9 protein-coding genes are annotated in these 13,456 nt (G+C 44.3%); 5 read left to right on the top strand and 4 right to left on the bottom strand.

The window, feature by feature from the left end; genetic code table 11:
- Positions 1-220: hypothetical protein (locus ACE1CM_RS26820; protein WP_374881908.1), on the bottom strand; the 220-nt coding region annotated here is incomplete at its 3' end.
- Between the two features lie 888 nt (positions 221-1,108).
- On the opposite strand from ACE1CM_RS26820, the gene ACE1CM_RS26825 reads away from it, so the two are divergent.
- Positions 1,109-1,405, top strand: a complete 297-nt coding sequence (locus ACE1CM_RS26825) for a DUF3493 domain-containing protein (RefSeq protein WP_226584042.1) — start codon at positions 1,109-1,111, stop codon at positions 1,403-1,405.
- Positions 1,406-1,614: 209 nt separating this feature from the next.
- Here ACE1CM_RS26825 and glf read toward each other — a convergent pair whose 3' ends face one another.
- On the bottom strand, positions 1,615-2,847 hold the full coding sequence (gene glf / locus ACE1CM_RS26830; RefSeq protein WP_374881909.1) for a UDP-galactopyranose mutase: 1,233 nt from the start codon (positions 2,845-2,847) through the stop codon (positions 1,615-1,617).
- Between the two features lie 160 nt (positions 2,848-3,007).
- Positions 3,008-4,240, bottom strand: coding sequence for a glycosyltransferase family 1 protein (locus ACE1CM_RS26835; RefSeq protein WP_374881910.1), 1,233 nt, complete (start codon positions 4,238-4,240; stop codon positions 3,008-3,010).
- Positions 4,241-4,922: 682 nt separating this feature from the next.
- Here ACE1CM_RS26835 and ACE1CM_RS26840 point away from each other — a divergent pair.
- From ACE1CM_RS26840 to ACE1CM_RS26850, 3 genes are all read left to right on the top strand, one after another.
- A complete protein-coding gene (locus tag ACE1CM_RS26840) occupies positions 4,923-5,231 on the top strand; it encodes an STAS domain-containing protein (RefSeq protein WP_374881911.1) in 309 nt (102 codons plus the stop codon).
- Between the two features lie 337 nt (positions 5,232-5,568).
- Positions 5,569-7,479 (top strand): glycoside hydrolase family 2 protein, encoded by a 1,911-nt coding sequence (locus ACE1CM_RS26845; RefSeq protein ID WP_374881912.1) that lies wholly within the window; start codon positions 5,569-5,571, stop codon positions 7,477-7,479.
- Positions 7,480-7,729: 250 nt separating this feature from the next.
- The gene (locus ACE1CM_RS26850) at positions 7,730-8,848 is read left to right on the top strand and encodes a beta-glucosidase (protein WP_374881913.1); all 1,119 of its coding nucleotides are present in this window, start codon (positions 7,730-7,732) and stop codon (positions 8,846-8,848) included.
- Between the two features lie 251 nt (positions 8,849-9,099).
- Here the strand turns inward: ACE1CM_RS26850 and ACE1CM_RS26855 are convergent, their stop codons facing one another.
- A complete protein-coding gene (locus tag ACE1CM_RS26855; RefSeq protein WP_374881914.1) occupies positions 9,100-11,901 on the bottom strand; it encodes a response regulator in 2,802 nt (933 codons plus the stop codon).
- Between the two features lie 311 nt (positions 11,902-12,212).
- On the opposite strand from ACE1CM_RS26855, the gene galT reads away from it, so the two are divergent.
- Positions 12,213-13,337 (top strand): galactose-1-phosphate uridylyltransferase, encoded by a 1,125-nt coding sequence (gene galT / locus ACE1CM_RS26860; RefSeq protein WP_374881915.1) that lies wholly within the window; start codon positions 12,213-12,215, stop codon positions 13,335-13,337.
- Positions 13,338-13,456: the final 119 nt, after the last annotated feature.

Raw genomic sequence — 13,456 nt, forward strand, 5'->3', positions numbered from 1 at the left:
ATCCTTGACCGCCAGTGGTACCGGGATTACCAAATCCTTGACCGCCAGTGGTACCGGGATTACCAAATCCTTGACCGCCAGTGGTACCGGGATTACCAAATCCTTGACCGCCTGTAGTCTGAGCTGAGACAGGGAAGCTCAGTAAAACACTGGCAATAGCAACTCCTGCCAAACTTGTAATATTTTTGATTGACAGTTTTGGATTATTTTTTATACTCATGACATCTCCTTCGTTAAAACAGTGAGCTTCTCGACTTCTATGCCACATTCTTAAATCAAACTCACAACTTATGAGTGATTAATTGGAGCTAGGCTCGCTTACCTAAGCGCCAAAATTCGAGGCATATTTTGTGATTTCCTAATCAAACAGTAACTTTATTATTTTTTGTACTCCTCTGCCTCAGGAACTATATAATAATTTTATTTATGTATATAAATATACGTAAAATGCTTGTTGATTCTATCTAAAGATTAGGTGAATAACGAAAAATGGTTAGAGCTAAACTGTAGAATCAAGATATTGCTATTGACAGATTACCGTCGAGTCAGAATAAGCAAAACTGCGCTCGCGTATACCTGGATAGATTGTAGAACTCAACAGTAAAAAAACTGCCCATTAAGATAAAATCGGACAAATTCTGGCATTTGTCTATGATTTGCGCTGAGACTATATAACGCAAGTTGCTAGTTATAAAACCGATCCCCCCAAACCCCGGAGAAAAAAAGCGATCCCCCTCACATCCCCCTTTTGAAGGGGGATCCCCCCCAGCCCCCCCTGATTAAGGGGGGCTGAGGGGGATCTAATACCAATATTCCATAACTAACTCAAGTTGCTAGTTATCTCTCTGGGAGCGGCTAATGGCGTTACTAGGCTCTGCCGTGGTCACGAGGCTAATGGCGAGATTGGTAAAAATCCTATATTAGCAATTAGCAATTAGCAAGCTGGCAACGCCAAAGTTTATAACTAGCAACTTGCGTTAACTAGCAACTTGCGTTATATAGCAAAAACTGGAGGTTTTCGTCCCGGGTTTGCAATCGATCAATTCGCCGCGCTTGACAAGAGCCGTTAAAATCTAAAATAAATTTTAAATCTAAATTGGGAAGTCTAATGGCAGATCCAGGTACGGGCGAATCTAGTAGCGATCGCACCAAAAACAAACCACCCCTTAGCCCAGAAAAATATGCACGCTTGAAAGCGGAAGCGCAAGCACCTTACCGAGGTTTGAGGCAATTTGTTTATCTAGCTTGCGGTGCTTCGGGTTTTATCGGTGCATTTATATTCCTAGCGCAGTTAGCCGCCGGTCGAGAAGTGGAATCGGCGTTGCCTAATTTTGCCCTGCAAGTAGGCGTCGTAGCGTTAATGGTTTGGCTATTTCGCTTAGAACAGCGGGCGAGTCGAAAATAGAGGAAATTTCAAATTGCAGATGGAATTAAATCTGCAATCTGAAATCAGCAATTCCCAATCCTTATTTAACCCAAGTTGCTAGTTATCTCATGCATACTGGCTAATGGCTAATGGCTAATGGCTAATCTCAGGAAAAATGGTAGATTAACTAGCTCTTGCAATCATCAATTAGCAATTAGCAATTAGCAATTAGCCATTAGCAACTTGCGTTATTTATCAGAAACAGCATAAGCAGCTGCTTTACCGTTACCCTTTGCCGATACAGGTTCTGGCGCAGAATAGGACATAGAACTGGTTAAAGGTTCCTTCCCATTGGATAAAACGATCGGTTCCTTGATGACTTCATCGCGTTCTTTGGTGATGATTTGTTTGTAGGTTGTCAGCGCCTGAGCCACACATTGATCCATGTTGTAATATTTATAGGTCGCCAACCTACCGACAAAATAAACACCAGGCGTTGCATCCGCTAATGCCTTGTATCTCTTGTAAAGTTCGGCATTTTCCGGACGCGGTACTGGGTAATAAGGATCGCCTTCAGCACGGGGGAATTCGTAAACAATACTCGTTTTAGGATGCTCTTGTCCCGTCAGGTATTTAAACTCGGTGACGCGGGTATAGAGATGCTCGTTGGGATAGTTTACAACGGGTGCTGGTTGATGCACGGGTTTATTCAACGTTTCGTGCTTGAAGTCTAGAGAACGGTAAGGCAATTTCCCGTAACGGTAATCAAAGTATTCATCAACGGGTCCGGTAAAAACGATTTCGCGGTACGGGATAACTTTTTGAATTTCGCGATAATCGGTATTTAGCATTACCTTGATATTCGGATGGTTTAGCATGTTTGAAAACATGCGGGTAAAACCATACAAAGGCATTGCTTGGTAGGTATCGGTAAAATAGCGATCGTCGCGGTTAGTGCGAGTGGGAATGCGAGCAATCACTGATTTGTCGAGTTCAGATGGATCGAGTCCCCACTGCTTGCGGGTGTAGTTGCGGAAGAATTTTTCGTAAAGTTCCCGCCCAACTTTACTGACTACCACATCTTCTGAAGTGTGGATATATTCTTTCGGTTCGGCAACCGATTTGAAAAATTCTTCAACTTGGAATGAGGTAAGGTTCAAGCTGTAAAGCTTGTTAATCGTATCGAGATTAATCGGAATTGGCAACAATTGACCGTCTACGCTGGCAAGAACGCGATGTTCGTAGGGACGCCAAGCGGTGAATTGGGAAAGGTACTCAAACACATCCCGCGAGTTGGTATGAAAGATGTGCGGACCATATTTGTGAATCAGAACGCCGTCATCGTTATAGTGGTCATAGGCGTTCCCGCCGATGTGGTTGCGCCGGTCAACAACCAAGACTTTTTTACCCGCTTGGGTTGCCAATCGTTCGGCAATAACGCTGCCAGAGAAACCTGCACCTACAATTAAGTAATCGAACATTGGAACACCTCGTTTGGTAATGGGTAATGGGTAATGGGTAATGGGTAATGGTTAGTTGTGTAGGGGCGGGTTTGACGAACGATTCATAACAATAATCACCGCCCCATCAGCTTTTACTTCTGAGATCCCATCCGTGTATCCGCGTCAAAAATCCGCTTCTTCAGGTCTTTTTCACGCTAATTTGCGACTCGATTAATTGATTCATGTGCGCCCAAGTGCGATCCCAAGAATTATTTGCCAAGAAGGCATCAACTCGACTCAACCATCCCGATGTTTCCGGATTGCGAGCCATAACTTTTTCAACAGCGGCGACGAAATCTTCTACCGTATCGGCAATTTCCACTAACCCTTCTTGTCCGTAGGGACGCACGACATCGCGAATCGATGTAGACACAACTGGTTTACCTGCGGCTAGATATTCGGGTGTTTTGGTGGGACTAATAAAGCGCGTTGATTCGTTGCGGGCAAATGGCAGTAACGCGACATCCCATCCGGCGATATAAGCAGGTAATTCTTGATAAGATTTGCCCCCAAGATAGTGAATATTTTGGGGGCGTGGTAAGATGTTTGGATCGATTTTGACCACTGGACCGATGATGACCAAATGCCAATCTGGTCTTGCTGCGGCGATTCCAGCTAACAGTTCGATGTCCATCCTTTCGTCTATGACGCCAAAAAAACCAAGACGAGGATGGGGAATATTTGCTTGATCTGCAGGATCTGCGGTTAAAGTTCTCGCTTGAGCAAAATGGGGTACTTCGATGCTGCTGGGAAAGGCGTACACATTTGGATGGCGATCGCGTTTGGCTTCGTAAAGGCTTTGTCCGCCGGTATATACTAAGTCTGCCCGCTGGAGCAGTTCAACTTCCCTTTCTCTTAAAATGGGTGACGCGCCTTTAAATGCAGATAGTTCGTCCATGCAGTCGTAGACAACTACCTGGGGTTCTAGGTGGCGCGTGAAAGGAATCGCCATCGGCGTATAGTACCAGAGGATGTAGTCTTGGATCTGGTGTTGTTGAAAAAGTTCGTCTAAAAGGGATTTTTGCGTTGCAATCGCTTCTTCTTCACTCAACCCTTCCGGCAAATGCGGTACTACCACGCACACACCACTTTCGCACTTACCTATCTCCAATCGTCCCGATGAATTATTGGCATTAAAAATCGGCTCTTCGATTAAGAAAACCCGCCGCTCTTTTGCACAGCGACTTAAAAGATGTTGCGGTCTTTGATACACGAAATTCCATCGCAAATGACACAAACACACCAGGTCGGCTAGCAACTGTGCGTTGGATGTGCCTAAATCCGCTTTCGACATCTGCTTTTGTGGCGATTTCACCTCCCTTGAAGCAACCTGAGTGACTGAGTTGTTAATTTTAGCTTCTTGTTCAAACATATTGTTTTTGGCAAACCTTTTATCCGATTGGTTTAACAGGTCAATTCAGTTAGATGCCTATTAAAAGGCATTAAAAACCCAGGGGGGTTTGTTTAATTACCTCCTGATGGTGTAAGCTTGCTTTGTCTTGGATCTCATCCTCAAGATAGGTGTTAGCCCTTGACCCATCTACCAAAAGACTTAACCGCTTGCAACTCTTTATTAAAATTTACGATGATTTTTTGCTTCAGTCTTCTACCGAGCGAAGTAATTTCTTCTGTTTTTGTAGCAAAACTCATCCTAGAGTAATAAAAATTATATTACTTGCATCGTCACAGTATACAATTAGCAATCAATTGAGGTGGCTCGTGGTTTTGTTTATCTTCTTAACCTGAGTCACATCGTTTCCTGTGTGAGGTTTTGTAAGCACTTATTATATTTGTATTACATATTACAAATTATTTTAAAAGCTACTTGTTCCTACTTACGATAGATGAAATAATTCGCCCAATCGCGTTATACGTTTAACATCTTCTTAACATGTTTTAACTAAGGCTATGTCAAGCAAGTATACCTAGTATATACAGATTGTTAGCGGTATTTTTGCCGAATAAAATTCATTTTGAATGCCGCTATTAATTTGTAATTTGCCAGCATAGTCACGTCGGTTCCAATCAGTAAGAGTCGAAATGAGGTCAGTGAAATGAAGACGAGCGTCGATCAGAATATTATCACTCCAGTGGTGAAGTTTCCCAAGGTTTTCGATAGTACAACTGCCAGTCAATTTCATCGAGAAATTGACAGAACTATTGAGGGTGGATTCAACACGGTTTTGATTGACCTCAAAGAAGTTGCTTGTATTACCAGTTCTGGCTTACTCGCTCTAGTGTTAGCATTCAAAACAGTTCGCGATGCGGGTAGAAAACTTTTTATCTGCTCGATGAACGAACAAGCCAGAATATTGTTTGAACTGACTGGTTTGGATCAAGTTTTTGAGAGTGTTTCTAATTAAGGCAAGTTGCTAATTGCTAATTGCTAATTGCTAATTGTAAGAGTTACTTAATATAGCTTTTCCCTGACATTAGCGTTTAGCTATTAGCTGCAACGATTACAATTTGAGTTAATGGCTAGATAGTGCAAGCTCATCAATAACAGGTCGAGCGATCGGTAGTAGGGTCAGCAATCTCTGCCCTACTATTTTTTTACTTGTATAAGCGAACTCTTCTTTATTAAGGGTTAAGCAAACTCATCAATAATGCAGATTAATTTTTTTTGTAAACTTACTTAAAGTTGTTTATTATCTGTTAAGAATAGATAGAATAGAAATATAACCTGGGGTAGATGTTTTTATGCAATCATTAGGCAAGTGGCTGGAAAATTGTTACGTCAAAGAAACCGCTGAGCCTGCTATCGGCGCTAGTTCTTCAAGAGCGACATATCCGCGTCCGCAACTGATGAGATCGCATTGGTTGTGTCTGAACGGTGCGTGGAAATTTACCTTTGACGACCTGGGTAAATACGCGCAACCCAACGATATTTCTGAATGGACTCATACAATAGAAGTTCCCTTTGCTCCGGAATCTTCTAGAAGCGGAATTGGAGATACGGGATTTCATCCGAATTGCTGGTACGAGCGGGAATTTGACGTACCTGAAGGGGAAGGTCGGGTATTACTCCACTTTGGGGCGGTAGATTATAAGGCAAAAGTTTGGGTAAACGATCAATTTATCATCGAACACGAAGGCGGGCATACCCCGTTTAGTGCGGATATTACACCAGTTTTAAATCAACATGGGCGTCAGCGAGTCACAGTTTGGGCAGAAGATGACCCCCATGAATTAGCAAAACCGCGCGGAAAGCAAGATTGGCAGCGCGAGCCTCACAGTATTTGGTATCCTCGCACCAGCGGGATTTGGCAAACCGTTTGGGTTGAGCGCGTCCCCAACACCTATATCGATCGTATTCGCTGGACGCCGCAATTTGAACGCTGGGAAATTGGTTTTGAAGCGTTTGTGGCGGGTGAATATAAAGATGGCACGCAAATCAAGGTAAAACTGACAGCAGGTTGTCAACTGTTGGTCAACGATACCTACGAAGTAATTCACGGAGAGATTCATCGCCGCATTGCCCTGTCTGACCCCGGTATTGATGACTACCGCAACGAGTTGTTGTGGAGTCCGGAAAAACCGACATTAATTGATGCTCAGATTGAACTGTGGCACGAGGGCAAATTGCTGGATGAGGTGAAGTCTTATACAGCTATGCGCGCGGTGAGTATACAGCGCGATCGCTTCATGCTCAACGGTCGTCCCTACTACCTGCGTCTAATTCTAGACCAAGGATACTGGCCCGATACCCTGATGACGCCACCCGATGATGAAGCAATTCAACGGGATGTTGAATTAGTTAAAGCAATGGGGTTTAACGGAGTACGCAAGCACCAAAAGATAGAAGATCCGCGCTTTTTATATTGGGCAGATGTCCTCGGTTTGTTAGTTTGGGAAGAAATGCCCAGCGCCTACAGATTTACACCCAAAGCGGTAGAAAGACTGACAAAAGAATGGACCCAAGTCATCGAGCGCGATGCCAGCCACCCCTGTATAGTAGTGTGGGTTCCGTTTAACGAATCTTGGGGCGTACCGAACTTAGTTGAAACACCCGCCCATCGACATTGCGTCCAAGCGCTGTATCATTTGACCAAAACTTTAGACCCGACTCGTCCTGTCGTTGGTAACGATGGTTGGGAAAGTGTGGCAACTGATATTCTCGCTATCCACGATTACGATAACAATCCCCGTACTTTAGCAAAACGCTACGGCCCTCAAGTTAATTTAACCGAATTGTTCGCTCACAAGCGCCCCGGAGGTCGCATCCTGACTTTAGACGGACACCCCCACCGAGGACAGCCAATCATGTTAACTGAATTTGGCGGCATTGCCTACGCGGAACGCAATAACCCCGAAGGGGAGAAAGTGTGGGGATACGTTCGTTCCTCAAACACATCTGAGTTGCAAATGCGGTATACCGCGCTACTAAATGCGGTGAATAAAGTAGAATTATTCAGCGGCTTTTGCTATACCCAATTGACAGATACGTTCCAAGAAGCCAACGGGTTATTATATGCAGATCGCACGCCGAAGTTTCCGATCGAAGCGATCGCCGCAGCAACTTTAGGATGGACTATCCGCGAGGAAGATGTCATTTCCCCGCCTGTTGAATCAAAATTACCGGAAGCTGAGTTTTTACCAGCAAATCGGTAATAACTCAAGTTGCTAGTTATCTCATGCATAGCAGCTAATGGCTAATGGCTAATGGCTAATGTCAGTAAAAATACTATATTAGCAATTAGCAATTAGCCAGCTGGCAACGCCCTTGTTTATAACTAGCAACTTGCGTTAATAGGTAATGGGTAATGGGTAATGGGTAATTGGTAATAGATAGAAAAAATTTACCTACTACTCACTACCCGCTACCCATTACCAATGACCAATTACCAATTACCAATCACCAATGACCATATTCAATAGTTTCTTCATGGGTGGATTTGAATGTTCCACCCACCATACACGTTCGGGTAGGCGCTTAGATGTCGTTGCTTCTACCTTCCACGATCAATTTGTTGCCCTTGATTTTCAGCGCTTGCAAGACCAAGGGATTTTTACCGTCAGGGAAGGGATTCGCTGGCACTTAATCGAACGTCAGGGTAAACTTGATTTTGCCACCGTGCTACCTATTTTGCGGACTGCAAATAAAATGGGGATGCAGGTAATGTGGGATTTATTCCACTATGGCTGGCCTGATGATATTGATATCTTTAGTCCCGAATTTGTCAAGCGATTTGAACGTTTGGCGCGTGCTTTTACCCAATTGCTAAAAGATGAAAGCGATGCTATTCCTTTCATTACACCTGTAAATGAGATTTCCTTTGTGGCTTGGGCGGGTGGCGATAAAGGATTTATCAATCCGTTTGCCTCAGGGCGGGGAGACGAACTAAAGGTACAATTGGTACGAGCAGCGATCGCAGCAACGGAAGCCGTTTGGGATGTGAATCCCAAAGCCAGAATTTGCCAGATCGATCCGGTGATTAATATTATTGCCGACCCGAAGAAGTTGAGCGATCGCATTATCGCCGAAAATTATCGCCTAGCCCAATATCAAGCTTGGGATATGATTGCTGGAAGGCAACATCCCGAACTAGGCGGTCAAGAAAAATATCTCGATATCATCGGTGTGAATTATTACGACCGGAATCAGTGGATTCACAACGAAGAACCGATGAAAATAACAGATCCGCTGTATACCCCATTTCGATACATGTTACAGGAGGTTTCAGAGCGGTATCAGCGTCCTTTGTTCGTTGCAGAAACGGGAACAGAGGATGATTTTAGACCGCTTTGGTTTAAGTATGTCTGCGGTGAAGTATTGGCAGCAATTAAAATGGGGATTCCAGTTGAAGGAATTTGTTTATACCCAATTGTAAATCACCCTGGTTGGGAAGATGACCGCCACTGCCACAACGGTCTTTGGGATTATCCTAATGACGTGGGAGAAAGAGAAATTTATCAGCCTTTAGCCGATGAATTGCAGACTCAAAGGCAACAATTTGAGGTAATAAGTAGGTTAGTATAAATAAACTAAACAGAGGGCAGGCGGGACGCCCACCCCACAAGAGAGGTGAAATTCTTGTGGGGTGGGCATTCTGCCCGCCCTATGCTTAGATAACTATTTTCACTTTATTTCCCTCCACCTACTTATTAACTCAAGTTGCTATTTATCTCATGCATAGCAGCTAATGGCTAATGGCTAATGGCTAATGTGAGTAAAAATCCTATATTAGCAATGAGCAATGAGCAATGAGCAAAACCCTTGCGTTATTCGTTTCAAAATTCCTCATTTAAACAACTGACAATCACGTCTAGACGAAAATTATCGACTAAATCTGTTAAAATTTTGGCAAGAACAGCTTCACGAGCGGGAATTTGTTTAATCAGTTCGATAATTTCTCTTTCATCGAGTGCGATCGCTGCCTGATATAGCTCTTCTAACCACTCATTTGGCATAACACTTAGCGCCTCTTTTGTCAAGTTCAAAGGCTGTAGGGATTGCCCAGTTGAAGCAGCTTGATTTTCTCGTGCATAGACATAGCGAATGTTTAAGTAAAGCGCTATTTTTTCATATAAAATTTCCGCTAGGAACGGTTTACTAACAAAGTCATTACAACCAGCCTTTAAAATATCTTCTCGCTCCTCATCAAATGCACTGGCTGTCAGGGCAATAATAACAGTATCCTGACTGTTTGGTGCTTCGCGTATCCGCTTGGTTGCCTCGTAGCCATCCATTACTGGCATTTTCATATCCATCAAAATTAGATCGGGTTGCCAATTCTGCCACATTTCAACACCTTCTTTACCATTGATAGCTTCACGCAGTTCAAATCCCAAGGGTGCAAGCAGTTGGACAAGCAGAAGGCGATTCTCTGCTATATCCTCAACAATTAAGATGCGGTACTTTGGTTGATTTGGCTCTAAACCAATGACTCGCCGACTGGTTACTGTTGTTTCAAGATCCGCCGAATCTACCAAGGTCACTTTGATATCAAATGTAAAAATTGAACCCTGACCGAGGGTGCTGTTAACGGCGATATCTCCCCCCATCAATCTGACAAACGAGCGGCTAATAGGTAAACCTAATCCGGTTCCTTCAATCGATTTTTGTCCTGTTTTGGTTTGCACAAACGGTTCAAATAAAATGTCTATTTCTTCAGGGGCAATACCAGGTCCAGTGTCTTCGACGTTAAACCAAAGGCTGAGATGATTTGAGTGCAGAGGGGAATTTGAATTTACATTCTCCCCATCTCCCCATCTCCCCATCTCCAGAGCTGTTTTTACGCGCAAGGTAACGCTGCCAGTCGAGGTAAATTTAATCGCGTTACCCAGGAGATTAATCAGGACTTGGCGGAGTTTGCTTTCATCGGTTTGAATGTATTGGGGAATGTCTTGTGCGTATTCAAAAACAAACTGCAATCCTTTAGATTTGGCTTTGAATAGCAGCAGATTTTTAACTGAGTCGAGTAGTCCGTACAAATCAAAGCAAGTTTCATTTAAGGTAATGCGACCCGCTTCAATTTTGGACATTGACAAAATGTCGTTGATTAGCTCGAGCAAATGCTGACCGCTACGATTAACAATCTCTATCTGTTCCCGTTCCTCTAGCGTCAAAGACTCGCTCGAAGATAGGATCTGGCTAAAGCCGAGAATCGCATTGAGAGGAGTACGCAGTTCGTGACTCATAGAAGCAAGAAAGGCACTTTTGGCGCGATTAGCTGCTTCGGCTGCTGCTAGTGCTTGTTGCAGAACAAATTCTGCTTGTTTGCGAAAGGTGATGTCGGTTAAAGTCCCCACATATCCGATGACAGTGCCTGTTTCTTTCCATTCTAAATCGGTTTGGGCTAAGACCCAGATTACCTTTCCTTCCTGATGTAAGAGACGGTATTCTTCCTGCCAAGGAATTTGATGAGCGATCGCATATAGCCAGGTTTTATAGACTCGTTGTCGATCCTCTGGATGAATGTAATTGCCCCATTTCCATGCCACCAAGTCTTCCAAGGGAGCGCCAAAGATTTGACAAGCGCGTTCGTTGGCATAAATAATTTGTCCCTCAGCATCTGAGCGGAAAATTCCCACCGGGGAGATTTCAGCCAAGATGCGAAATAGCCTCTCGCTTTTTTTTAACTCCTCTTCTACTCGTTGGCGTTCAACGATTTCACTTTCCAGGTTGTGGTTGGCTGCATCAAGTTTTTTTACCTGGCGCTGGCTGGTTTGAAATAAAAAAATTGTCCCAGAAAGCAAGCAAGCTATAGTTACTCCCCCAGCCAAAATTAATTCATCTAGTAGAGATTTTTCTTCAACTAACTCCGGCTCAGGCCAAATCCGCAGATGCCAAGTGATACCGTAAAAATTGATCGTCTTCTGATAACTCCATTTTTGATCGTTTCGCCTACTGCTGTGGTAATGGCTATAAATTTCCTCATTGCCCTCAAAAATTGCTACCCCGTATTTACGTCCAACCCGCCTATCTAACTCTTTGAAAGTGTAGTCGAAGAATTTTTCAGTTTGAAATACACCCACAATATACCCACCGAAGTCGAGTCTGCTGCCGATGGGTACGAAAAGCAGAAATCCTTTGCCACCTTGCTTGAGTTCGATAGTGGGGGTAAAAACTAATTGACTTGTGTTTCTAGAACCCTCCAACGCCTTCAACCGTTTCGGTTCAAACCCCAGGTTGAGGTTGAGCGCCACTTCGTTTCCCTTAAGTGGCACAACCCAGCGTACATAATTAGAGGCATCTACCCATTCAATCGCTTGGAAAGCGGGGTAGTCCTGAACATAAAGCTTTGCATCAGCTTCCCAGTATTCCTGACGCGGTTTTCCTTCCATCTCCCAACCCTCAGCCATCCGAACCAGCGCCTGGGTTTGCCCCAGCAGATTTTCTGTCAGCTGGATTTTCGCATTCTCTGCTTGTAAGCGAAGCGTGCGCTCAATTGCAGCCTCCTCCTGTGCAATCAAAGCTTGTCGGAGGAACAGGGTAGCTGCTAAAACAGCGATTCCTGCCAACACTGGCAAGGATTGGTTGCCAAAAGACTTAGTTGTATGCAACCCTGGGCGAATAAATAATCTGTTCACTACAATTGCCCTGTTGATAATCTATCTTTAGATAGTAGAAATTTATCTCTTCTTAAATTAGCATTTTGGCAATTTTAGCAATATTATTTATGCTTTGTCTAAATAAAAAGTGACATCAAAAAGACTGACGCAAAGAAACCGGATTTCTATGAAAAATCGTCGGTTTGGGAAGTAGAGATAGCAGCAAGAAACTTTGGTGATAGGCTCTTCTTGGGTTAGTCCCGCTCAAATTTGGGCTTTTCGCTCACAAATGTTAATTTGCAACTATAGGTAGGGGCGGGTAGGAAAGCTCGGCAGCTATACTCTCAAGAATGAAAGCTGAAATTCGCCAAAAGATGTACTCCCAGACGCTGTTAAAACCAGATGGTCGCAAACTGACCTTATACAGCCGATATCCGATTGATGAGGGAATTATCGCCCCCAGTCCCAGCGATGAACCTGTTGGGGCAAACCCCCATTTGCGCTGGCATCCCTTGCGGGGAGAATGGGTGGCGTATGCCAGTCACCGTCAGGGGCGCACTTTCATGCCGCCGCCGGAATATAACCCCCTGGCACCGACTATCGATCCGAAGTTTCCAACAGAACTGCCGCCAGGTAAGTATGACGTGGCGGTATTTGATAACCGTTTTCCTTCTATGACCCTGGGGGCAACGGATGCGCCTGTTAGCATTGTCGATACCTTACCAGCTAACGGGGCGTGCGAGGTTGTTGTTTTTACACAAGATCCAAATGCTTATCTGAGTACGTTGGAATTGGATCATCTGGAATTATTGTTGCAGGTGTGGAGCGATCGCACCCGCGTATTAGGAGATTCCCCGCAGATAAAATACGTCCTCCCCTTCGAGAATAAAGGCGTAGAAATGGGGGTAACGTTGCTGCATCCCCACGGGCAAATATACGCCTATCCATTTGTGCCACCTGTGCCAGCAAGAATGTTAGAAATGCAGCAAAAATATTACCAAGAACATCAGCGAGGTTTGCTGCAAGATTTAATCCAAAAAGAAATAGAAGATAACCAAAGAATCCTTTATTTGGATGAGGAAGCAATCGCATTCGTTCCCGTTTGCGCCCGCTATCCCTACGAAGTTTGGATTGCCCCGATTCAACCCGCAGCGACATTTTTAGATTTGACCGAAAAGCAGCGTCAAGGACTGGCGAGGGCGTTAAAAACAGTTACCCTTAAATACGATGGTTTGTGGCATCGTCCCTTTCCGTATTTAATGGCGTGGTTTCAAGCACCAACCGATGGAAGTTACCATCCAGAAGCGCACTTACACGCCGAGTTTTATCCACCTTATCGTACAAGTGATCGGTTAAAATATCTAGCTGGAACCGAACTAGCAGCGGGAATGTTTGCTAACGACGCGCTTCCAGAAGATAAGGCAAAAGAATTGCAAGCTGTACGTGTAAATTTGGCAATGCCCCTCGCATTATAAAAGACCTAACCCCCCAACCCCCTTCGCTGCAAGGGAAGGGGGAGAAAGAAAGAAACAAAGCCCCTTCGCTGCAAGGGAAGGGGGAGAAAGAAAGCCCCTTCGCTGCAAGGGAAGGGGGA

The organism is Microseira sp. BLCC-F43, from assembly GCF_041929235.1.
GTDB lineage: Bacteria > Cyanobacteriota > Cyanobacteriia > Cyanobacteriales > Aerosakkonemataceae > Microseira.